General features: G+C 46.2%; 21 protein-coding genes. 1 reads left to right on the plus strand and 20 read right to left on the minus strand.

Annotated features, from left to right (window positions below; all coding sequences use genetic code 11):
* Positions 1-21 precede the first annotated feature (21 nt).
* Positions 22-2,793, minus strand: a complete 2,772-nt coding sequence (gene secA, locus VC159_RS10020; protein ID WP_323473504.1) for a preprotein translocase subunit SecA — start codon at positions 2,791-2,793, stop codon at positions 22-24.
* A 24-nt stretch (positions 2,794-2,817) separates the two neighbouring features.
* Between secA and VC159_RS10025 the strand changes: the two genes are divergently transcribed.
* Positions 2,818-3,345 (plus strand): hypothetical protein, encoded by a 528-nt coding sequence (locus VC159_RS10025; protein WP_323473505.1) that lies wholly within the window; start codon positions 2,818-2,820, stop codon positions 3,343-3,345.
* Between the two features lie 21 nt (positions 3,346-3,366).
* On the opposite strand, the gene lpxC is transcribed toward VC159_RS10025, so the two are convergent.
* From lpxC to bioB, 19 genes are all read right to left on the minus strand, one after another.
* A complete protein-coding gene (gene lpxC, locus VC159_RS10030) occupies positions 3,367-4,281 on the minus strand; it encodes a UDP-3-O-acyl-N-acetylglucosamine deacetylase (protein WP_215358922.1) in 915 nt (304 codons plus the stop codon).
* Positions 4,282-4,328: 47 nt separating this feature from the next.
* A complete protein-coding gene (locus VC159_RS10035) occupies positions 4,329-4,829 on the minus strand; it encodes a peroxiredoxin (RefSeq protein WP_215321366.1) in 501 nt (166 codons plus the stop codon).
* A 112-nt stretch (positions 4,830-4,941) separates the two neighbouring features.
* Entirely contained in the window at positions 4,942-6,282 is a 1,341-nt protein-coding gene (gene ftsZ / locus VC159_RS10040; protein ID WP_215358921.1) for a cell division protein FtsZ, read from the minus strand.
* Positions 6,283-6,330: 48 nt separating this feature from the next.
* On the minus strand, positions 6,331-7,560 hold the full coding sequence (gene ftsA / locus VC159_RS10045; protein WP_215321364.1) for a cell division protein FtsA: 1,230 nt from the start codon (positions 7,558-7,560) through the stop codon (positions 6,331-6,333).
* A 9-nt stretch (positions 7,561-7,569) separates the two neighbouring features.
* The gene (locus VC159_RS10050) at positions 7,570-8,427 is read right to left on the minus strand and encodes a cell division protein FtsQ/DivIB (RefSeq protein WP_323473506.1); all 858 of its coding nucleotides are present in this window, start codon (positions 8,425-8,427) and stop codon (positions 7,570-7,572) included.
* Positions 8,424-9,437, minus strand: a complete 1,014-nt coding sequence (locus VC159_RS10055) for a D-alanine--D-alanine ligase (protein ID WP_323473507.1) — start codon at positions 9,435-9,437, stop codon at positions 8,424-8,426. Before VC159_RS10055 ends, VC159_RS10050 begins: the two co-directional genes overlap by 4 nt.
* Positions 9,430-10,866 (minus strand): UDP-N-acetylmuramate--L-alanine ligase, encoded by a 1,437-nt coding sequence (gene murC, locus VC159_RS10060; RefSeq protein ID WP_323473508.1) that lies wholly within the window; start codon positions 10,864-10,866, stop codon positions 9,430-9,432. Before murC ends, VC159_RS10055 begins: the two co-directional genes overlap by 8 nt.
* The gene (murG, locus tag VC159_RS10065) at positions 10,863-11,912 is read right to left on the minus strand and encodes an undecaprenyldiphospho-muramoylpentapeptide beta-N-acetylglucosaminyltransferase (protein WP_215360283.1); all 1,050 of its coding nucleotides are present in this window, start codon (positions 11,910-11,912) and stop codon (positions 10,863-10,865) included. Before murG ends, murC begins: the two co-directional genes overlap by 4 nt.
* A 20-nt stretch (positions 11,913-11,932) precedes the next feature.
* Complete coding sequence (ftsW, locus tag VC159_RS10070; protein WP_215362531.1) at positions 11,933-13,204, minus strand: putative lipid II flippase FtsW; 1,272 nt, start codon at positions 13,202-13,204, stop codon at positions 11,933-11,935.
* Positions 13,201-14,784 (minus strand): UDP-N-acetylmuramoyl-L-alanine--D-glutamate ligase, encoded by a 1,584-nt coding sequence (murD, locus tag VC159_RS10075; protein ID WP_323473587.1) that lies wholly within the window; start codon positions 14,782-14,784, stop codon positions 13,201-13,203. The genes ftsW and murD overlap by 4 nt, the downstream gene beginning before the upstream one ends.
* A gap of 52 nt (positions 14,785-14,836) precedes the next feature.
* Positions 14,837-16,006, minus strand: coding sequence for a phospho-N-acetylmuramoyl-pentapeptide-transferase (mraY, locus tag VC159_RS10080; RefSeq protein ID WP_323473509.1), 1,170 nt, complete (start codon positions 16,004-16,006; stop codon positions 14,837-14,839).
* Positions 15,997-17,445, minus strand: coding sequence for a UDP-N-acetylmuramoyl-tripeptide--D-alanyl-D-alanine ligase (locus tag VC159_RS10085; RefSeq protein ID WP_323473510.1), 1,449 nt, complete (start codon positions 17,443-17,445; stop codon positions 15,997-15,999). The genes mraY and VC159_RS10085 overlap by 10 nt, the downstream gene beginning before the upstream one ends.
* Complete coding sequence (locus tag VC159_RS10090; protein ID WP_416350435.1) at positions 17,445-18,995, minus strand: UDP-N-acetylmuramoyl-L-alanyl-D-glutamate--2,6-diaminopimelate ligase; 1,551 nt, start codon at positions 18,993-18,995, stop codon at positions 17,445-17,447. Before VC159_RS10090 ends, VC159_RS10085 begins: the two co-directional genes overlap by 1 nt.
* A complete protein-coding gene (locus tag VC159_RS10095; protein WP_323473512.1) occupies positions 18,992-20,764 on the minus strand; it encodes a penicillin-binding protein 2 in 1,773 nt (590 codons plus the stop codon). The genes VC159_RS10090 and VC159_RS10095 overlap by 4 nt, the downstream gene beginning before the upstream one ends.
* Positions 20,761-21,027 (minus strand): cell division protein FtsL, encoded by a 267-nt coding sequence (gene ftsL, locus VC159_RS10100; protein ID WP_072583399.1) that lies wholly within the window; start codon positions 21,025-21,027, stop codon positions 20,761-20,763. The genes VC159_RS10095 and ftsL overlap by 4 nt, the downstream gene beginning before the upstream one ends.
* Positions 21,024-21,974 (minus strand): 16S rRNA (cytosine(1402)-N(4))-methyltransferase RsmH, encoded by a 951-nt coding sequence (gene rsmH, locus VC159_RS10105; RefSeq protein ID WP_323473513.1) that lies wholly within the window; start codon positions 21,972-21,974, stop codon positions 21,024-21,026. Before rsmH ends, ftsL begins: the two co-directional genes overlap by 4 nt.
* 12 nt (positions 21,975-21,986) lie before the next feature.
* Entirely contained in the window at positions 21,987-22,415 is a 429-nt protein-coding gene (mraZ, locus tag VC159_RS10110) for a division/cell wall cluster transcriptional repressor MraZ (protein ID WP_068320686.1), read from the minus strand.
* Positions 22,416-22,719: 304 nt separating this feature from the next.
* Entirely contained in the window at positions 22,720-23,349 is a 630-nt protein-coding gene (gene coq7, locus VC159_RS10115) for a 2-polyprenyl-3-methyl-6-methoxy-1,4-benzoquinone monooxygenase (protein WP_323473514.1), read from the minus strand.
* A gap of 12 nt (positions 23,350-23,361) precedes the next feature.
* Positions 23,362-24,411, minus strand: coding sequence for a biotin synthase BioB (bioB, locus tag VC159_RS10120; RefSeq protein ID WP_323473515.1), 1,050 nt, complete (start codon positions 24,409-24,411; stop codon positions 23,362-23,364).
* Between the last annotated feature and the right edge of the window lie 88 nt (positions 24,412-24,499).

The raw sequence follows: 24,499 nt of genomic DNA on the forward strand, positions 1-24,499 counted from the left end.
TGTCGCGTTAAGATTAAAGCTCTAAGCTAGGGCGCCGTGGCAGTTTTTATACTTCTTGCCACTACCGCAAGTGCAAGGATCGTTACGACCTACCTTTGGGCCTGCGCGAAGTGGGGCTGGCTGGATATCTACTGCAGCACCGCGATCACCAGTTGAGCCTGCCACTTCCTTATCGACATCAGCATCAGCATGTTGATACTGAACATCTGAAAGTTTTGCCAAATCTTCATTCATAGATTCCGAAGCCTGATCTAACTCGCTTGAGCTCCGAATCTGCACGGTCATGATACTTTTCACAACATCATTCTTGATGACATTGAGCAATTCACCATACAGCTCAAATGCTTCACGGCGATACTCTTGCTTAGGATCTTTCTGCGCATAACCGCGCAAATGAATACCCTGACGCAAATGATCCAAAGCAGCTAAATGCTCACGCCAGTGACTATCCAAGCTATAGAGAAGAACAGAGCGCTCAAAGCCTGCAAAAGATTCACGCCCAGAGAGTTCGACCTTTGCATCGTAAGCCTCTTTAGCGGCCTGCAATACACGGTCAACAATTTCTGAGTCATCTACAGTCTCAGCACTTTCAACCCAGCTTCTCAGGTCAATTGTGAGACCCCATTCACCGGCTAGAGCATTTTCTAACCCAGCTAAGTCCCATTGCTCTTCCATAGACTCTAGAGGGACATAAACCGAGCAAACAGAACGCAAAACATCTTCACGTAAATTAGCAATTAGCTCGCCAATATCAGCGCTCTCAAGCACCTCATTTCTGAGGCGGTAAGTTTCTTTGCGCTGGTCATTAGCAACGTTGTCATATTCGAGTAACTGCTTACGAATATCAAAGTTACGGCCTTCAACCTTGCGTTGAGCAGACTCTATAGAACGCGTCACCATACCCGCTTCAATCGGCTCACCATCGGGCATCTTGAGACGCTCCATGACAGCACGTAAACGATCGCCTGCAAAGATACGTAACAGTGGATCATCCAATGAAAGGTAGAAGCGAGATGATCCAGGATCACCCTGACGGCCTGAACGGCCTCTTAATTGGTTGTCAATACGACGACTCTCATGACGCTCAGTACCGATAATATGTAAGCCGCCTGCGGCAAGGACTTGGTCGTGGATGCTTTGCCACTCGTCTTGCAACTGCTTAATTTTGACTGCTTTATCAGCATCAGCTAGGGCACTATCAGCATCAATCAAAGAAGACTGCTTACCTACGTTGCCGCCAAGCACGATATCAGTACCACGACCTGCCATATTAGTAGCAATCGTGATCATTTTTGGCCGACCAGCTTGAGCAATAATTTCCGCTTCACGAGCATGCTGTTTAGCGTTTAAAACTTGGTGTGGTAATTTGCGTTGATCTAATAGATTTGCAATCAACTCAGAGTTTTCAATCGAAGTAGTACCCACCAACACTGGTTGTCCACGTTCATAGCAATCTTCGATATCTTTAATCACCGCGTCATAGCGCTCGCGAGAAGATTTATAAATCTGATCTTGCTTATCTTTTCTTTGGCTAATACGATTTGGCGGAATCACAACTGTTTCTAAGTTGTAGATTTCTTTAAATTCATACGCCTCAGTATCGGCAGTACCAGTCATACCGGCTAACTTGCCATACATGCGGAAATAATTCTGGAAAGTAATCGTCGCTAAAGTTTGATTCTCATTCTGAATCTGCACACCCTCTTTAGCTTCTACAGCCTGATGCAATCCATCAGACCAACGACGACCTTGCATCAAACGACCTGTAAATTCATCTACGATGATGACTTCGCCACCCTGAACAACGTATTGTTGATCGCGGTGATAGAGTGTGTGTGCGCGCAGAGCAGCATACACGTGATGCATCAAAGTAATATTTTGCGGCGCATAAAGAGAGTCGCCATCATTGAGCGCACCCAATTGAACTAATACAGACTCAGCCTTGTCATGACCTTGTTCGGTCAAATAAACCTGCTGAGACTTCTCATCTACCCAATAGTCACCTGGCTTCTCAACGCCTGTGCCATCCGCCTTCTCTTCGCCAATTTGACGCTCTAAATGAGATGGCAGAGCGTTAATCTTGATATAGAGATCAGTGTGATCTTCAGCCTGACCTGAAATGATTAATGGTGTACGAGCTTCATCAATCAGAATGGAGTCAACTTCGTCGACGATTGCATAAGCTAAGCCGCGTTGCACACGCTGATCCAAATCCTGAACCATGTTGTCGCGCAAGTAATCAAAGCCAAATTCGTTATTGGTGCCGTATGTAATATCAGCGGCGTAAGCCTCTTGCTTGGTTGTGTGATCCATTTGAGATAGATTCACGCCCACCTTCATACCCAAGAAGTTATAGAGCTTAGACATCCATTCGGCATCACGTTGCGCCAAGTAATCGTTTACTGTAACAACATGAACACCCTTACCAGTCAAAGCATTTAAATAGACTGGAAGAGTGGCTGTTAGCGTCTTTCCTTCACCTGTACCCATCTCGGCAATCTTGCCTTGATGCAAGGCTAAACCACCCAGAATCTGCGCATCAAAGTGCCGCATCTTCATAACGCGTGTGCTGGCCTCACGAACCACTGCAAAGGCTTCTGCAGCGATGTCATCTAAGGACTCTCCAGCAGCAAGGCGTGACTTGAATTCTGCAGTTTTTGCAGCAAGTGCAGAATCATCCAAAGATTGCAGGCTCGCCTCAAAAGTGGCTACCTTGGCAACGACTTTGCGATACTGTTTTAAGAGGCGGTCGTTACGACTGCCGACCAGGGTTTTAAGAAGACCGATTACCATGGGATATTGAAGAAAATTAAGTCCTTGAGTTTATCACTCGCAACCCCATTTTTTATGAACTTTAACCCCAAATCATCCCGCAAGCCCACAGCTCACGACTGGATCGATTACCTACGTGAATCCGATGGTCTTGGGGAAATTTTGGCTAAAACTGAAGATCTAGCCAAACTCAAGACAATCATCCACTCAGCCCTAACAAAACTGGATTTAGACCATCTAAGCTCAAAAATTGAAGCTGGTTGGCGTTCTGGCTCACAAGACGAGCTATTTTTACTGGTCAGCAGTGCGAGCATCGCCAGTCGCTTGCAGCAAATATTACCTAGTCTAATCAATGAGTTAGGTAAATCTGGCTTATCCTGTAAGGCAATAAAGGTGCGAGTAAAACCCGCTCCACCCGCTTGGGAAGTTAAACCTCGCCAAGATCAGCGTGAAAAGCCAAAAGGGCTAAATGAGGTTGCCAAAAAATCCTGGGAGTCCCTATTAGAGAAGTTAGGGCCTGACTCTGGTTTACGCTCCTCCATCGAGAAGCTGCTGAAAAATAAACCGAAGTAGCCCAAAACTACTTCGGGCCCCTTAGAAAAAGAGGGGCTGGCTTTCCTGGGAATAAGCGCCTGGAGCCTTATTTTCAGCAAAGGAGCTGATTTCATAAGAACTAGGATCTTCCAAAAGCTTGCGTAAAAGAGCGTTATTTAGGGCGTGACCTGATTTCTCAGCAACATAAGCTCCCACAATAGGATGTCCAATGAGATACAGATCGCCAATCGCATCTAATATTTTGTGACGCACAAATTCATCTTCATAACGAAGTTCTTCGTTGTTCAAAATTCGGTGCTCATCTAAAACAATCGCGTTATCCAAACTACCGCCGCGCGCTAATCCCATTTCGCGCAACGCCTCTACTTCATGTGCAAATCCAAAAGTACGTGCGCGACCAATTTCACTTCGGTAAGCTTGTTCTGCAAAATCAACAACAAAACGTTGGCCAGTCTTATCTACCGCCGGATGCTTGAAGTCAATTGTGAAATCCAACTTAAATCCAAAGAAAGGTTCTAAGCGAGCAAGCTTGTCGCCTTCACGAACTTCTACTGGTTTTTTAATCACCAAAAATTGACGTGGCGCATCTTGTTCTGCAATACCAGCAGATTCAATTAAGAATAAGAATGAAGCAGCGCTACCATCCATGATGGGCACTTCTTCACCATCAAGTTCAATCAATAAATTATCAAGCCCAAGACCCGCGCAGGCTGAAAGCAGATGTTCAACGGTAGAAACACGTACACCATCCTTCTGAATAACAGAAGCTAATCTTGTGTCACATACAGCTAAAGCGGTTGCCGGCACAACTGACTGCTCAGGTGTATCTACCCGAACAAACTGAACCCCTGAATTTATTGGTGCAGGCTTGATAGAAATCGTCACCTTGCGACCAGAGTGCAAGCCAATCCCCACGGTTTTAACCGGAGTGGCGATAGTGCGTTGCTTCATCATGTTTGGATTTCTAAATTCAGGGGATATTTGTTATATAAGGGTTTGAATTAAAGCTTTTTCAAAATAGAAGCAGCATCACTTACTTCAAACTTACCTGGAGCTTCGCGGTCTAATGACTTGACCACACCATCTTCAATAATCATGGCATAACGATCTGAGCGAACACCAAAACCACGAGCGGTTAGGTCCAGCTCCAAACCAAGCTTTTTGGTGAACTCAGCACTGCCATCACCTAACATGCGAATCTTTTTGCCAACCTTTTGATCGCGTCCCCATGCGCCCATCACAAACGGGTCATTTACAGAAACACACCAAATCTCGTCAACACCTTTAGCTTTAATCGCATCGTAGTGCTCAACGTAACCAGGTACGTGCTTTGCAGAGCAAGTTGGTGTAAACGCGCCAGGCAATGCAAACAACACAATCTTTTTTCCAGCTACCAGCTTTTCAACTTCAAAAGCATTTGGCCCTAAGGAGCAGCCTTCAGTCTCTTCATTCATAAATTCATAAAGAGTAGCGTTCGGTAATTTTTGTCCAACAGCAATCATGACATCTCCAATAAATAATTGTTAGTAAGCATGCCAACGCAAGCGCGGGATTCGTCGTCCGGAGGGGCGCCGCGCTGGCATTTCGCAATTACCTATTGTATTAAGCAGTTAATTAATCTGCTTGTTTACGTAAAAAGGCTGGAATTTCATAGTAATCAGCCCCTTTGTCCAACATGGATTTAGCCTGAGGAGAGCTATCCGCACCTAATGTAGGCGCAGGAGTCGCTTCACGAGAGCTACGAAAAACCCGCGGCAAATCATATTGGCTATAGTCAACACCAGTACTTGCAGGTTGAGTTGCCATTGCTGGAGCACTACCTGTTCCAGTGAGAGCCAAACCTGCGCTAGTACTTAAAGCAGAATCCACACTTACCTTACTCATTGCTGCTGATGCGCTAGCAGGAGCAAAGCTATTGAGGTCTGCCATCGTTGGCATTGCATCATGAGTACCAGTAGCTTGTCTCCAAACTACTTCAGGTTGGTTATTTTTACGAGCTTGAGGATTATTCAAACCAGTGGCAACCACAGTCACACGTAAGGCGTCGCCTAGGCTCTCGTCATAAACAGTACCAAAGATTACCGTTGCATCATCAGCGGCATAACCACGAATCGCTGCCATGACTTCGCGAGTCTCAGACAATTTCAATGAACGGCTAGCAGTTATGTTTACCAATACACCACGTGCGCCTGACAGATCAACACCTTCGAGTAATGGCGATGCCACTGCAGCTTCAGCAGCTAAGCGCGCACGATCCATACCGGAAACAGTTGCTGTTCCCATCATGGCTTTACCTTGCTCACCCATCACGGTTTTAACGTCTTCAAAGTCAACGTTGATCAAACCTTGAACATTGATGATTTCTGCAATACCAGAAACTGCGTTATGCAACACGTCATCAGCGCAAGCAAATGCTTTGTCAAACTCAGCGTCTTCACCCATTACTTCAAAGAGCTTTTCGTTGAGCACAACAATCAATGAATCTACATATGACTCGAGCTCTGCCGCACCATTCTCAGCAACCTTCAAGCGCTTTACGCCCTCGAAATCAAATGGCTTACTAATAACACCAACAGTCAAAATGCCCATTTCTTTGGCTACTTGAGCCACGATTGGGGCCGCTCCAGTTCCTGTACCGCCACCCATACCAGCAGTAATAAATACCATGTGTGCGCCTTGCAATGTATCGGCAATGCGAGCACGTGCTTCTTCAGCAGAAGCTGCGCCGATTTCCGGTTTAGCACCAGCGCCTAATCCGCTAGAACCCAGTTGCAAATTCACAGATGCCTCAGAACGCTGTAAAGCGCCAGCATCGGTGTTCATGCAAATGAACTCTACGCCATTAACACCGCGACGGATCATATGCTGGACAGCATTGCCACCAGCGCCACCGACTCCAACCACTTTAATAATGGTCTTGCCAGCTGTTTCTTGATCTAACATTTCAAATTCCATATACCCTCCTAGGTAAATACGTACTACATTGACGACGACGAAAAAAACTTAAAAATTTCCTGCAAACCATTCCTTCATACGCGAGATAACACCTTGCAACGCGCCTGATTGAGAAACACGACGACCGCGCAATAGCTGCGCTTGGCCTTCCATCAGCAAACCAATGCTGGTGGCATATCTGGGACTACGTAAGACTTCATGAAGATGGCCACGGTATTCGGGGGTTCCGATACGAGCAGGCCTCAAAAAGACTTGTTCGGCTAACTCCACCATGCCTGGCATTAATGCTGTGCCGCCTGTTAAAACAATTCCAGAAGAAACCATATCTTCGTAACCGGAGTCACGAACTACGCCTCTTACCAGCGTAAATAACTCTTCCACGCGTGGCTCAATAACTGCTGCCAGAGCTTGCTTAGACATCGGGCGTGGCTCACGGTCACCAACACCAGGAACATCAATCATCGCGGTTGGATCAGCCATCTCTTGACGGGCGATACCATGCGCAATTTTTAAATCTTCGGCATCAATCGTTGGTGTGCGCAATGCCATCGCAATGTCATTCGTAATTTGATCACCGGCAATTGGAATCACCGCAGTGTGACGAATTGAACCCTGGCAATAAATTGCAATATCGGTTGTACCTCCGCCAATATCAACCAACACCACACCAAGCTCTTTTTCATCTTCGGTCAATACCGCCAAGCTTGAGGCTAAAGGCTGCAATATCAAGTCATTCACCTCGAGACCACAACGACGCACACACTTCACAATATTTTGCGCGGCACTAACAGCGCCAGTAACAATATGCACCTTCACTTCCAAACGAAGGCCACTCATGCCGATCGGCTCACGCACATCTTCCTGTCCATCAATAATGAATTCTTGAACTAGGATGTGCAGAATCTGTTGATCTGTTGGAATATTGATTGCTTTTGCCGTTTCCAGTACGCGCTCAACATCACCAGAGCCAACTTCTTTATCGCGTATAGCAACCATACCGCTCGAGTTAAAACTCACAATGTGATTACCAGCAATTCCTGTAAAGACTTGCACAATCTGGCGATCAGCCATCACTTCAGCCTCTTCAAGCGCCTTCTGAATGGACTGAACGGTTGCTTCAATATTGACTACAACGCCCTTCTTCAATCCTTTGGATGCGGTTTGACCAACACCTACTACGTTAAATTGACCATCAGGAGCTAATTCAGCAACCAAGGCAACAACCTTGGAAGTTCCAATATCCAATCCAACCAAAATATCGCGATTGTCTTTACTCATTACCATTCCTCATTGCTTCAGCTCACTTTTTTTGCCATCTACTTCATTCTTTTTCAAACTTGCAGAAGCAAGATGAACTGCGAAACCATTTGCATAGCGCAAATCGACTGCATCGACTCGATTCGCCCACTTCTCTTGTACTTGCGGCCAATATTTAAATAAACGTGCCACACGTTCTTCAGTTAAATTTTTATCGGAGCTTTCCTCATCGCGACCAAACTCTACTTTCATTCCGTTTGAGAGTTTGACGTGCCATGCATAACGTTCAGTCAGCGCAAGGCTCGTGACCTCCGCGCCCCATGGCTTAAACCAATTGTTGGCTTTTTCATAAAGACTCATTACCTCTTTGCCGGCATCTTCAGGGCCAGAAAAGTCGACTAAACGTACATCCTCACTCACCTCGGAAACGCGTCCAGTAAATAGTTCGCCATGGGTATTCATCAGGGTGAGACTCTCAGTACCGCCCCAGGTACCAAAAGGCTTCTGCTCTTCAATACTCACCACCAGACCATTTGGCCATACACGACGGACATTGGCGTGTCGAACCCAAGGCATACTTTCAAAGCCTCGCTTCACATCTTCCAAGCGAACGCTGAAGAAATTACCCTGTACCGTTTCTAAAACTTGTTGCTTAACAATAGGCTTGTTAATGTGTTTCAATGTTTGGCCAGCAACTGGTTCAATCTGGATCTGCTTCAAAGCGAAAACTGGTCGCTGACTTAGCCAAACCAAAATACCAATGACGAGCATCACCACAAAGCAGCGCAGCAGGAAACGGCTCAGCTTCTCCATACGCTCCGCATGATTCCATAGCGGAGACATCAACATAGAGAAAATTTCACCGAAGCGATCCATGAAGTTGCTCATGCAGTAGCGCCCTCTTTTTGCTGCAACGTTTGACTGAGCAACCAAAGCACTAGATCCGCATATTCAACGCCAGCAGCCTTGGCGGCCATTGGCACCAAAGAGTGGGAAGTCATTCCAGGGGAGGTATTCATTTCCAATAAGTAAGGCTTACCGGTCTTTTGATCTAACATCACATCAGCGCGACCCCATGTACGACATCCCAAGGCTTTATATGCCGCTAAGGCCAACTCCTGAACAGCGGCATTCACCTCAGGTGCAAGCCCAGTAGGGCATAAGTACTGAGTTTCATCAGAGAAATATTTATTATGAAAATCGTAATTTGCTTGTGGTGGAATAATTTTGATCACTGGTAAAGCTTCAGCCGTCTTGCCTTGACCAACTAGCGGACAAGTTAACTCATCACCAATAATGCAAGTCTCTGCAATCACTTTTTTATCCAACCCAGCAGCAAGCTTGTATGCAGCCGGCAACTCGTCGACTGATTTCACTTTTGTTAAGCCTAAAGAGGATCCCTCATGCGCAGGCTTCACAATCAAAGGCAAGCCCAGATGTTTCACAACCGCATTCCAGTCGCTATCAGCTGTCAGCTCTTCATATTCAGGGGTGGCGAGTCCATTACTAATCCAGACTTGCTTAGTGACAATTTTGTCGATTGCTAGAGCAGAGGCCAAAACACCACTACCTGTATAAGGTAACCCCAACAACTCCAGCAATCCTTGGATGGTTCCGTCTTCACCAAAGCGGCCATGCAAGGAAATGAATACACGATCGAAGTTTTCTTTTGCTATTTCGGTAGGGCAACGCAAACCCGTATCAAATGCATAGGCATCTACTCCTTTTGCGCGCAAAGCTTCTAATACGCCATTGCCTGACATAAGAGAAATCTCTCGTTCGCCTGATTTACCGCCAAGCAAAACACCAACACGACCTAAAGACTTAAGATCTAGACCAGCCAAGCTGGACTTAACGCGATCACCCCAGGAAATCAAATTAGCGCCTACCTTAGACATGCTTCGCCTCCGACAACGTATGTGGCAAAGCAGAAATTGATCCCGCACCCATCGTAATTAATACATCTCCATCTTTTAGAACTTGACTTAACTTTTCTGGCATCTCTGCAACATTTGCAGCATAAGCAACTGCGTACGAATCTAATAAGGCTTTGGAATTTTTATCTTCAGCGATAGCGGCCTTCATCAAACTCTTGCTATCAGCCCCTGGAATTTTTGCTTCGCCTGCTGGATACACATCGGTCAACACCAAAGCATCAAAATTTTTGAGAACTTGAACAAACTCGCCAAAACAATCACGCGTTCTAGTGAAGCGGTGCGGCTGGAATGCCAATACCAAGCGACGATCTGGGAAGGCACCTCTTGCTGCAGCTAAGGTTGCAGCCATTTCTACTGGGTGATGGCCATAATCATCAATCAAGGTAAAGCTACCACCAGCAGCCAAAGGAATCTCTCCATAACGCTGGAAGCGACGACCAACACCACCAAACTCAGACAGCGCTTTGGTAATTGCTTCATCGCCCACACCCAACTCTGTTGCTATGCCAATAGCGGCTAAGGCATTACGGACGTTATGTAAGCCCGGTAAATTCAGGGTGATGTTTAATGGACCCGGTTTATTGCCATGCCTACGCACAGTACGACGGTCAACCGTGAAGTGCATCTGAGTACCATCCGCACGAACATTACTTGCACGAATATCTGCATCTTCCGAAATACCATATCGAAGTACTGGCTGAGATACAAACGGAATAATGTCACGCACATTAGCATCATCAATACAAAGTACTGCTACACCATAAAAAGGCATACGCTGAATGAACTGAACAAATGCCTGTTTCAATCGAGCCATATCATGCTGATAGGTATCCATATGATCAGCATCAATATTCGTTACTACTTCCATGGCTGGAAATAATTGCAAGAAAGAGGCATCTGACTCATCCGCCTCAACCACAATAAAATCTCCACGCCCCAAGCGCGCATTAGCACCTGCGGAATTGAGTTTGCCGCCGATCACAAATGTGGGATCTAGACCACCTTCAGCCAAAACGGATGCAACCAAGCTGGTAGTAGTTGTTTTGCCGTGTGTGCCAGCAATTGCAATACCCTGCTTCAGGCGCATCAACTCACCCAACATGACTGCGCGCTGAATCACTGGTACCTTCGCCGCGCGTGCTGCCAAAACCTCTGGATTATTGCCTGCAACAGCAGTAGAAATCACTACCGCCTCTGCTGTACCAATATTTTTGGGGTCATGCCCAATATGAATGACTGCACCCAAATCTCTAAGTCGTTTAGTGACTGCACCATCTGCTAAGTCTGACCCTGACACTTGGTAACCCAAGTTCAATAGCACTTCAGCGATGCCGCTCATGCCAGCACCACCGATACCGACAAAGTGAATTTGCTGAACGATATGCTTCATATTCCTACTCCCGCACAATCTGCACATACCTCAGCTACACGCTGGGTAGCGCGTGGTTTTGCTAAAGCATGCGCACGTAATGCCATCTCTTTTAATTCTTTGCGATTAAAGTTCTGAATCATCATTGCTAAATCTTGCGGGTTTAGTAATGGTTGCGGTAACAAAATTGCTGCATTCGTATTCGCCAAAAACTGTGCATTCGCAGTTTGATGATCATCAATCGCAAATGGGAATGGAATAAGGCAAGAGGCGATACCACAAGCTGCTATTTCAGAAACTGTCATGGCGCCTGAACGGCAAATAACCAAATCGGCCTGTGAATATGCAGATGGCATGTCATCAATGAAGGGACGAATATCTGCCATTACACCTAAATCGGCATATCGCTTCTGTAGATCTGCTAAATGCTTGTCGCCTGCCTGATGAATTACTTTGGGACGTGACTCTACTGGAATTAATGCCAGGGCAGCCGGAATATTTTCATTAAGGGCAGCGGCACCCAGGCTACCACCTACCACCAAGATAGATAAAGGCCCCTGGCGCTGGTCATAACGTACTGCAGGCGCTAGCATGTGATCAAACTCTTCCCGAATCGGATTTCCTACCCACTCTGCATGATCCATTGTGTTGGGGAATCCAGTGAGAGTTCGCATTGCAATTTTGCTTAGCGCACGATTAGCACTTCCAGCTACCGAATTAGATTCATGTAGGACCAATGGGCGCTTCAATAATTTAGACACCAAACCACCAGGGAAAGTAATGTAACCGCCCATACCTAAAACCACATTTGGTTTTAAGCGTCGCATAATCTTCCAACTTTGATGGCAAGCGCGCATAAGATTAATAGGCAACATCAACTTTGCTTTTAATCCCTTGCCACGCAGGCCCCCGAACTCGACCGCCTCAAATGGAAAATCACAAGACTTTACGAGGCGATACTCCATGCCAGCTTGATTACCTAACCAAGAGACCTTCCAACCGCATATCCGCAAATATTCAGCGACAGCAAGGCCTGGAAAGATATGCCCACCAGTACCACCAGCCATCACTAAGATTGAGGGTTTAGTCAAAGCTTCCCTCCACGCATGAGGATGCGATTTTCAAAATCGATGCGCAGTAACATTGCTACAGCTACCGCATTCATCAAAATTCCAGAGCCGCCATAACTTACCAATGGCAAAGTCAGGCCTTTGGTTGGTAACAACCCAAGGTTCACACCCATATTGATGAAAGCCTGCCAACCAATCCAAATGGCAACGCCCTTAGCTGCAAGTCCTGCAAAGCTACGATCTAGCTGTAAAGCAGTGCGGCCAATTAAGAAGGCACGACGTACGATCCAATAAAACAAGAAGATCATCACCACCACACCAACAAATCCCAACTCTTCACCAATCACAGCCATGATGAAATCGGTATGCGCTTCTGGTAAGTAGTGCAGTTTTTCTACGCTACCACCAAGTCCTGTACCAAACCATTCGCCCCGACCAAATGCCATCAATGAATGTGTTAACTGGTAACCCTTATTAGCAGCGTTATCTACTTGCCAAGGATCCATAAAGGCTAGCATGCGTCCGCGACGGAATGGGGAGAGCGCAATCATCGTTGCGCCACTCATCAACCCAACCAAAATCAAGCCGCCAAATAACTTGGCATTAATACCGCCCAAAAAGAGAATGCCGAATGCAATCAAAGCAACCACTACGAATGCGCCCATGTCTGGCTCAGCCATCAATAGACCGCCTACCAGAGCAACTGCAATACCCATCGGTAGCATGCCCTTCACAAAGGAATGGAGATATTCCTGACGTTGAACGGTGTAGCTTGCTGCAAAGATCACAGCAGCAAATTTCATCAACTCAGATGGCTGAAAATTCATCAATCCCAGAGGAATCCAACGCTTCGCACCATTCACACCCTTTCCTACACCAGGAATTAGAACGGCGATCAGCAATAAAACGGTAAACCCAAAAATGACTGGTGAATAACGATCCCATACCTTAGTAGGGATCTTAAAAGCCCAGATACCGACACCAATCGCAATCACCAAAGAGATCACGTGACGAATCAGGAAAAAGTTACTACTGTAATTTGCGTACTTTGGTCCATCAGCCAAAGTAATCGAAGCGGAGTACACCATTACCAAACCAATTAACATCAGCGACAAAATTGCCCATACGAGCAACTGGTCATAGTCCATCATGCGGGAACGGGTTTGTTCTACGCCTGAAACAGCATCTCGCAAGCCAGTGCGGAAGTTATCAATTCCGCCTCTTGAAAAATTCCAGAAGCGATTTAGTCCAAGCCGATTTTCAGGAAAGAATTTTTCTTTTAAGTTCATACCTGGACTCCTTCAAAGCGCATGCCTAGCTCTTCAACCTCTGCAGCAAATACTTGAGCACGCTCAACATAGTCATGGAACTGATCTAAGCTTGCACAGGCTGGTGAGAGTAATACCAAGTCTCCTGATACAGCTTTTGAGGCAGCAGCCTGAACTGCAGAAATTAAATCACCACAATTTGTGCTTTGAATTCCAGAGCCAAGAGCTTCACCAATTGCAGCGCCATCTTTGCCGATTAGGAAAGCACCCTTCACAAAACGTAAAGCGGGTTCACGTAGTGGACTGAAATCTTGACCTTTGCCATCGCCACCAGCAATCAACCAAATGCGCTTGCCAGACTCGTTGCTACCTAAGCCATTCAATGCCGCAACAGTTGCACCTACATTAGTGCCCTTACTGTCATCTACATATTCAACATCTTTAACAATCGCAATACTTTGTACACGATGTGGCTCACCATGGTAATCACGCAAGCCATGTAAGAGTGCATTCATAGGTAAATTAGCAGCGCGGGCTAAGGCCAGGGCTGCTAGCGCATTTAATGCATTGTGACGGCCACGAATTCTTAAGGCGTCAGCTGGGATAAGGCGCTTGAGGCGTAATGGCTCATCTTCTTCAACTACTGCGGATTTACGACGACGCTTAGGCTTAGGCTCAACATCTTCATCTACCTCAGCCCAAACCAGCCAATCTATTCCACCCGCACGTAAATCGTGCTCAATTCCGAAAGCACCTTGCTCATCTGGGCGATTTGAGCCAAAGGTCACGATAGCTCTCTCTGCTTTTTGCTCTTCAGACAGCAGCCCCATTACAAGAGAATCATCGCGATTCAGAATACAAACTGTATCAACACCAAATATCCGTGACTTTGCTTGTGCATAGGCTTGCATATCGCCATGCCAATCTAAATGGTCTTGAGTAATATTCAACACTGTTGCTGCCGTAGCATTCAAAGTATGGGTATAGACCAACTGAAAACTAGATAACTCCAAGACCCAAACATCCGGCATATCTACGATTTGATCGGCAATATCCAAGCAGCTCATGAGCTTGTCTAATGCTGCAGGACTAATATTTCCTGCAACAGCAACTTTCTTGCCAGCACGCTCACAGAGTTGCCCGGTTAATGCGGTGGTAGTTGTTTTACCGTTGGTGCCAGTCACAGCCAGTACTGCAGCCGCATAACTCAACTCTTGCGCTTGTGACATACGACTTAAAGCAGAAATTGCGCGAGCAAAAAATTCAATTTCACTCCACACATCGATTTCAGCCTGCTCAGCCTTAACCAAGAAAGCATAGGTTGGGTCTTGCACCGGAGAAAGTCCCGGGCTAATACCAATCACGTCAATATTCTTCAGTAAGCTTTCATCCAGGGGACCAAAACAAACATCTTTGAGGCCAGCAATCCGAAGCTCTTCCAGCCAAGCATTTTGACGCACAGTAAAGGAGGTTTGATCACGTGTATCCGCTAAGCGGACTTCGGCGCCATTTCGTAGGCACCACATCGCCATAGCTACGCCAGACTCGCCCAATCCCAAGATAAGGAATCGATTTGGAGCTTGGTAACCTTCATCACTCATGAAGGCTGCATTTGCAAAGGTATTTTCTAAAATCAACATATTTACTTTTGAATCACCGTAACTTCAAGCTAGATAAGCCAATTAAGACCAGGAGGATGGTAATGATCCAGAAACGCACAACCACTTGCGTCTCCTTCCAACCACCCAATTCAAAATGGTGATGCAATGGCGCCATCCGGAAAATGCGACGACCTTCTCCAAAATGTTTTTTAGTGAGCTTGAACCAAAATACTTGCATCATTACCGAAACAGTCTCAGCAACAAAGATGCCGCCCATCACAAACAACACAATTTCTTGACGAACAATCACAGCGATGGTGCCAAGGGCTCCGCCCAAAGCAAGTGCGCCCACATCACCCATAAATACTTGTGCTGGGTGTGTGTTGAACCAAAGGAAGGCTAAGCCAGCACCGCCCATAGCTCCACAGAAGATCATGAGTTCACCAGCACCTGGTATGTAAGGGAAGAGGAGATACTTTGCATAAATCGCATTACCCATCACATAAGCAAAAGCACCCAAAGCAGCTCCTACCAAGATCACCGGCATGATGACAAGGCCATCAAGACCATCGGTTAAGTTCACTGCATTACTACTACCCACGATTACTAAGTAACTCAAAATAATGAAGCCCATCACACCCAATGGATAGCTCACTTCTTTCATGAAGGGCAGTAGCAAGTTGGTTTTTGCAGGCAGATCTAAAGCAAATCCACTTCTTAACCACTCATAAAATAATTGCAATACTTTTAGGTTATTGACCTCAGAAACGGAGAATGCAAGATAGATAGCGGCAAATAAACCAATTAGTGTTTGCCAGAAAAACTTCTCTCTTGAGGCCATGCCTTTAGGATCTTTGTAGACTACTTTGCGATAGTCATCTACCCAGCCAACTAAACCAAAACCAAAAGTCACAATCATCACAATCCAAATAAATCGATTGCTGAGATCGGCCCACAACATGCATGAGATAAAGATACCGATCAAAATCAAAACACCACCCATAGTTGGGGTGCCTGATTTCACTAAATGGGTTTGTGGCCCATCAGTTCGGACTGCCTGACCCATTTTCAGGGCGCTTAATTTGCGAATCACCCAAGGTCCCGCAGTTAAACCAATCAATAATGCAGTGACCGTTGCCATCACCGCTCTGAAAGTGATGTAGTTAAATACTCGGAAGAATCCGAAATCATCTTGCAGCCATTGCGCTAACATTAAGAGCATGTTTTAGCCTCCTCTAACAAGGCCTGCACTACACGCTCCATGCGCATAAACCGTGAACCTTTAACCAAAATATTTAAGTGTTGATTGCCACCGCTAGACTGGGCATGCAAAGCATCTCTCAATTGCATGATGAGAATATCCATATCGGCAAAATGCATCGCACTAGATGCAGTCGCACTATTACCAACAGTCTCATTAAATCCCTGAAGAGCAAATTGGCACTGTTCCCCCAATGCAAATAGCTTTGAAACTCCCTGCTCAGCAGCATAAGCACCCACCTCTCGATGGAACTCAGGACCCTGATTGCCAACCTCACCCATATCACCCAAAATTAACCAAGATAAATTACCTGATTGCTTTAAAGCATCGATAGCAGCCCTTACGGAATCTGGGTTGGCGTTATAGCTATCGTCGATTAAGGTGTGATTTGAATCAATCACCTTTGCTTGCATGCGCCCATTTACTGGGGAGAATGATTCGAGACCCTGTTTAATTTTTTCAAGACTTACACCTGCTGCGACACCAACAGCAGTTGCAGCCAATGCATTGCGAACATTGTGACTGCCCAAAGTATTTAACTGAACTTCAATGGTCCCTTGTTCAGTTTGTATCTGCACAAGCCCGTTACTTAATAGACTTCCAGTCACTGCAGCCGATAGTTTGGCCTGCGCAGATGACAATACAAAATCGATAACCTTGCGGCCTGCAGCCGCCTTGCGCCAAACACTTGAAAATTCTGAATCTGCTGGAAATACAGCAATTCCATCGCTTGGCAAAGTACGAATGGCATCAGAATGCTCTTCTGCTACCGCCGCTACTGTAGTCATAAACTCTTGATGCTCGCGCTGGGCATTATTAATTAATGCAATGTTCGCTTGCGCAATAGCAGCTAACTGCGCTGTTTCACCAGGATGATTCATGCCAAGCTCAACCACAGCAAGGCGATCTGTTGCGCGCAATTTCAACAGCGTTAATGGCAAACCAATATCGTTATTCAGATTTCCTTTGGTAACCAAAGTATTTTGTTCGCCCACTGCCGCTTTAAAAATAGAAGCGATCATCTCTTTAACGGTGGTTTTACCATTGCTGCCAGTAACCAATGCCAAAGGAATCGGGTGATTAGTCCGCCATGCTTTTGCTAAATTTCCTAAACCAACACGCGTGTTCGAAACGCAAATAGCAGGTAGGTCCGGTGGGCATTTATCTTGCGCACTAATTAGGGCAGCACTAGCGCCTGCCTTAGCGACATCAGATAAAAAATCATGCGCATCAAAGCGCTCGCCAACTAAAGCGACAAATAATTCGTTGCGATCGATCTGGCGACTATCAGTACCCACTCGAGAAATCGATATTTCCTGGGCAGCTTGTGCAGAAGTATTCAGTAATTTACTTCCAGGCAACATTGCCTGTGCTTGTGCAAGGGTGGTCATGATAGTCATCAGACTCCACTTCCAGCGGCTAAGCGAATATGCTCTTGATCAGAAAAATCAAATTTCTTACCATTAGTTTCTTGAGTAGTTTCATGGCCCTTGCCAGCAACTAAGACAATATCGCAAGCATCCGCATGACGAATTGCGGCCATGATGGCAGATGCACGATCGGCTATAACTTGAACGTTCTGCGCATCCTTGCTAATACCACCGCGCACCATCTCCATGATGGCTTGTGGATCTTCAGAACGAGGGTTGTCACTTGTAATCAGAATATGGTCGGCATTGCGCTCTGCAACAGCGCCCATTAGCGAACGTTTACCAGCATCGCGATCACCGCCACAACCAAAGACACACCAAATTTTTCCACCGCGCTGTTCAGCAATAGGGCGCAATGCTTGTAAGGTTTTCTCCAAAGCATCTGGGGTATGCGCATAATCAACAACTGCTAACAAACCCTCTGTCTTTTGAGATTTCCCCAAAGGAATTAACTCCATACGACCAAGCACTGGATTTAATTGGCTCACTTTTTGAGCGGCCACTTCAAAGCTCATACCCTGTGACAGCAATACCGCCCACACTGCAAGCGCATTACTTAAATTAAATTCACCCAATAAAGGAATATGCAATTGAGCACTGCCCACTCCATCACAAATGAAACTTGCGTTGTAACCCGCTCCACTTAGCAGAATATCTTTTGCATAGATACGGGATAAACGATCACCAAATTTTTCAAATCCTTGGAACGCGGATTGAGACAATGCATATGCCCAGACCTTCAAGCCATCTTTTGTCAACAAGTTCATGGCAAGCTCACGACCAAATGCATCATCCAAGTTGATGACTGCGTGCTCAAGGCCGGTTTGCTGAAATAACTTAGCCTTTGCCTCAGCATAATCAGCCATGCTGCCGTGGTAATCCAAGTGATCCTGCGTCAGATTCGTAAATACTGCACAGTGAATATCTGTTCCAGTGATTCTCTCTTGATGCAAAGCATGTGAAGATACTTCCATCGCCACTTGTTTTGCTCCAGCGCTACGTAACTCTGCTAGCTGAGTTTGTAATTTAGGTGCATCTGGAGTGGTGTAGCCAGTTTGAACCAATGCGCTAGGGAACCCAGTACCTAGAGTACCCAAAACTGCAGTGCGATGACTACTTGTATCTAAAGCCTGAGCCAACCATTGCGTGATGCTAGTTTTGCCATTAGTGCCAGTGACACCAATGATTTTTAATTCTTTGCTCGGATGACCATACCATTGCGCACAAAGCTCACCTGCTTTTGCAGCAAGATCTTCAATAGGAAAACATTGTGGATGATCTAAAAATTGCTTACCCATACCCGCCGGATCGAACACTACTGCGGCTGCCCCGCACTCTAATGCAACCTCAATAAATTGACGACCATCGCGCAAGGCGTTGCCATGACCTACAGGGTAGGCAAAAAAGATATCGCCAGACTGTATCTGGCGACTATCCGCACATACTTTTGCGGAGGAGTTCGCTAAAGTGTGTAAGTGGTCAATCAAATGATTGGTGTCTATTTTCAAATCCACCCTCATCGTTTCAAAACCACATGTTGAGCGTGTGCAGCTGCTGGCCGAATTTCTTCTGGGGCCTTATCTTCCAACACCATTTGCTTTACTTTGTTGTCTGGCAAGACATTCAATGAACGGAGCGTCTCCCCAACAATTGTCGAGAATACAGGCGCGGCAACATCACCACCGTAGTGACTTCCACCAGTAGGCTCATCAATCATTACCGCAACCACAATACGTGGAGCACTAATGGGAGCAAGTCCAGCAAAGTAAGCGCGATAAGAATTGCCATAACCCTTACCAACTAATTTATGGGCAGTACCTGTTTTTCCGCCAACGCGATAACCTTCAGCCTGCGCTTTGACTGCAGTTCCCCCCGGCTCAGTAACCGCCTCCATCATGTTGCGCATTTCAATAGCCGTTTTTGGTGAGAGCACTTTAATGCCCGGCTTGAACTCAGGACTACGCTCAATCGTCAGGGGAACTAATTCGCCATCACGTGCAAAGACTGTGTATGCGCGCGCTACCTGAAAGAGCGACGCAGAAATACCATAGCCAAAAGCAATACGGGCTTGATCGGTAGGCATCCATTTTTTGAAAGGATGCACTGTGCCTGCAACAGCACCCGGGAAACCAATTTTTGGTGCTTGTCCCAAGCCAACAGCAGTATAAAAATCCCACATTTCTTCAGCAGAAAGATTATTCATTGCAATCTTTGCAGTACCGATGTTGCTCGACTTTTGAATAATTTGCGCGACCGTAAGATTTCCATAGGGATGGGTATCTGTAATGGGCTTAGGACCTACTAAATAACTCGCACCAATCACCATATTGGTATCCGGTTTAATTGCACCTTTTTCTAAAGCAATTGAAATGGTTAACGGCTTGATAGTTGAACCAGGCTCAAAGGTATCGGTCAATACGCGGTTACGTAATTGCTCGCCTGTTAAATACCTTCGATCATTTGGGTTGTAGCTTGGATAATTTGCCAATGCCAAAATCTCGCCCGTTTGTGTATCGAGCACTACAGCGCCACCCGCTTTAGCGTGATGCTTTTCAACAGCGTCTTTAACAGCGTTATATGCTAGGAACTGAATCTTGCTATCAATAGATAGGTTTAAGTCTTTTCCATTTTGTGGCAACTGCAGGATTGCAACATCCTCAACAACACGACCTAAACGATCAACCACCACACGTCTTTGACCGGGATGACCAGCAAGCTCATTCTCACGAGAAAGCTCCATCCCTTCTTGACCTTTGTCATTCACATTTGTAAAGCCAACCACGTGCGCCATCGCCTCACCTTCAGGGTAGAAGCGACGATATTCATTATTTAAACCAATGCCAGGGATCTCTAGCTGTTTAATTTGCTGCGCTACAACTGGATCTACTTGACGCTTTAAGAAAACCTGCTTGCGCTCTTCTTTCAACTTTTTGCGCAGATCAGATTCGCTCATTTGCAAAAGACTTGCCAATTTCTGCACTTTGTCTGCAGCCAAATCATCTGGAACTGTGTCGTTATAGGCAATCACCGACTTGGCTTCCAAGCTCGTTGCAATCACTTGGCCGTTACGATCCAAAATTTTTCCGCGACTAGCGGGTAGCTCCAATTCGCGTTGAGTGCCACGCACACCTTTAGCTTCATAGAACGCATTTCCTGGACCCTGAATCCAAAACGCACGGAGAAGCAGCATCATGAACACAAAGAACAAAAGGAATAGCATCAAACGCGACCGCCACATTGGCAGGCGTAAAACTAAATTTGGCGTAGTAGAGAAGCCAACCGGTCTCATTTAGCCTCCTTCAAATACAAGGTGCGCTCAGGAGAAATCGGAGACATATGTAATTGATTGCGAGCGACGTCGCGAATACGTGCAGACTTCGATAAATTCCGCTGCTCATACTCTAAACGCAACCAGTCTTGGTTTAACTTACGCTCTTCTATCTGCGCGCGCTCTTGAAGGATGAATAATTTTCGCGCACGTTGCTGAGCCGCAACCAGAGATAGGGCGCAAATCAATAGCAATGCGAGCAGAGTCAAGGTAGCACGATTCATGCGGACACTCCCATACGCTTTTCAGCCACACGCATGATTGCTGAGCGGGCACGCGGATTTTCAGACACTTCTGCATCACTTGGCTTTACGCGACCAATAATTTCAAGCGCGCTCTGTGGCAAATCTTTATCACGTACCGGCAAACCGCGAGGTACTTCTACTTTTGCATGCGCTTGCATGAACTGCTTCACAATCCGATCTTCTAGCGAATGAAAGCTAATCACCGCAAGTCTTGCACCAGGCTTCAATAATTTCAGAGCCGCCTTCAAACCGAGCTCCAAATCTTCTAATTCGCGATTAATGAAAATACGCAAAGCCTGAAAAGTTCTTGTTGCGGGATCTTGACCAGCTTCGCGGGTACGCACCACGCTTGCAACTAGGCTTGCCAACTGAGTAGTCGTTTTAGGGGAAAGGCCTTCTTCTCGCTTAGCCACTATGGCTTTTGCGATCTGAAATGCAAAGCGTTCTTCTCCGTAAGTCTTAATCACGTGAGTGATTTCCTCCGGTGGCGCCTGCTCCAACCACTCTGCTGCAGTTAAACCATGATCGGTATTCATACGCATATCGAGTGGACCCTCTCGACGAAAAGAAAATCCCCGATGCGCTTCGTCCACTTGGGGCGAACTGATCCCCAAGTCCAACAATATTCCATCGACTGATTCCGCTTCTGCGTACTGATCCATCTGCGCAAAACTGTCGTGCACGATTTTCAATCTTGGGTCGTTGATTTTTTGCGCCACTGCAATCGCATCCAAATCTTTGTCGAAAGAAATCATGCGCGCCGAAGGATTCAACTCCTTGAGTAAAGCTTGTGTATGACCGCCGCGCCCGAAGGTTCCATCGATCACCAAAATTTTGTTTTCTGTATCTTGATTCCGAATCAGCGGACCGCCAACTAGCGCCGTCACCGCCTCGGCCAGTAACACTGGGCGATGAGTTATGTTCATGGCACCCTGTCATCAAAAATTAAATTGCTTGAGTGCTTCAGGCATGCCTTGCGCAATCGCAGCCTGTTCTTTTGCAGCGTATGTAGCTGCATCCCACAATTCCAAGTGACTTCCCATGCCAAGCAAAATCACTTCTTTTTCAATGCCAGCTGCAGCACGCAACTCTGGACTTACCAACACACGACCAGCACTATCCAAATCCATTTCTGCTGCGTTACCTAAAAAAATACGGCGCCACCAATGGGCATCCATCGGAAGTTGCGCAACTCTTGCTCTAAAGGTTTCCCACTCTGGACGCGGGAAGAGAAGTAGACAGCCGTCGGGGTGTTTTGTAAGCGTGATTCGGCCCTCGCCCTGTACCAACAAGGCGTCACGATGCTTAGCCGGCACAGACATGCGGCCTTTTGCATCTAAATTGAGAGCTGACGCACCTTGAAACACCATTTACCCCACTTTTTCACACTTCCTCCCACTTTAGAGGATCGCACTAAGAGGGTCAAGTGTTTTTAGGAGTTTTTTTAGGAATTTCTCTAGTGTTTACAAACACTTAGCGTCATGTGTTGATAAAATGGTGATAATAAAATAGTTACTTGAAACAATGGCTTGGAAAATATACTTAAGAATAGATCTTAGCTATTGCGCTAGATAATGCCTAAATATACTGTATTTAAAAACAGTAATACGTAAAAAAAATATCTCAAAATTAATGAGGCATGAGTTTTGAGAATTAAAACCTATTTCCGTATTAAATTTTGTAAGCAGTGGTGGTCATTATCTTGGACATCGCCTGCATTATTTTTTGAATGGGTTCTGGCAAATTTGCACCGCCAGCATTTTTTGCGGCCTGTCCGTGAGCAATTTCATCAATGCGCATTTGATCCACAATTGCACGAGATCGTTGATCTTCTTTGGGTAATTTTTCGAGATGACTTTCTAAGTGATTCTCGACTTGTTTTTCTGTTTCAGCAACAAAACCTAAACTCCACTTATCGCCCGCTAAGCCTGCTGCCAAGCCAATTGAAAAGGATCCTGCATACCAAAGTGGATTGAGATAACTGGTGTGTGACCCGAGCTCTTGAAGACGAGTTTCACACCATGCCAGATGATCCATTTCTTCTTGCCCAGAGTGATCTAACATCTCCTGAATTTCTGGATTTCGAGCAACCAATTTTTGCGATTGATACAGCGCTTGTGCACAAACTTCACCCACATGATTGACTCGCATGAGTCCTGCTGCATGTTTACGTTCGGCACCATCTAAACCGGAATTACCTCCAAAATCAGATCCTGGGGTAGGTCTATGGGCATGAGCACCTCCAACCACCGACCGAAGGGCGGTATCAAACTCCAGAATGAGGCGATCTATTGGAGACATCCGCGTGAAAAACTAAACCAAAACTTCCGCTTTACAGCTTTGTTTAGTCTTTAAACCTAACTCTGCCAAGAGCTCACGATCTTGTTCTGCCTCGGGATTACCGGTAGTGAGTAGTTGCTCACCATAGAAAATAGAGTTCGCTCCTGCCATAAAGCACATGGCCTGAACCGCCCTGCCAAGCTCCTGACGACCAGCAGATAAACGAACGCGGGCTTTAGGCATTGTGATCCTAGCAACCGCAATCGTTCTCACAAACTCCAGTGGGTCTAAAGGCTTCTGCTCAGCTAATGGCGTACCGGCCACTGGTACTAAATGATTGATAGGAACTGATTCTGGGTAGGGGCTCAAATTCGCTAAACGGGCCAAAAATGCGGCGCGCTGCTGTCTAGACTCGCCCATGCCGACAATACCGCCACAACAAACCGACATGCCAGCGGCACGGACATTGGATATCGTATCTAAACGGTCTTGGTAGCCTCTGGTTGAGATCACCGAACGGTAAAAGTCTTCGCTGGTATCTAAGTTATGGTTATAAAAGTCTAGGCCAGCCTCTTGCAGTGCCTGAGCTTGATCTGCCTCCAGCATGCCTAAGGTGGCACAGGTCTCCAGACCCAAGGCTTTTACGCCCTTAATCATGGCAGTCACCTTTTCAATATCGCGGTCTTTGGGTTCGCGCCATGCGGCACCCATACAGAAACGGTTAGAACCCGCGGCTTTAGCAGCTTTGGCAGCCTCTAAGACCTCTTCTAAACCCATTAACTTCTCAGCCTTAACGTCGGTGTCATAACGAGCGGCTTGCGGGCAATAACCACAATCCTCAGGACAGCCGCCCGTCTTAATTGACAGCAAGGTAGCTAATTCAACATCACCTTCTGGGAAATAGGCCTTATGAGTCTCTTGAGCCTTCAGCATCAATTCATTTAAAGGAAGTGCAAATAAGGCTTCAATTTGAGCCACTGACCACTCGCTAGGCGCCTCAACACCTGCGTTTACGCCCTGATGTAAATCCGCTTTGGATTTAAATTGGGTTAAGGGTTTTTCAACGGTTTGAGTGTCCTGCATGGGTAAATTCCAGAAAATGAGGGGATTCAAGACATAAACATAACAGATACAAGCCTGAATTTGGAAAAACTAGTGGTCAAATATCAAA

Source organism: Polynucleobacter sp. JS-JIR-II-c23 (genome assembly GCF_035011225.1).
Classification (GTDB): domain Bacteria; phylum Pseudomonadota; class Gammaproteobacteria; order Burkholderiales; family Burkholderiaceae; genus Polynucleobacter.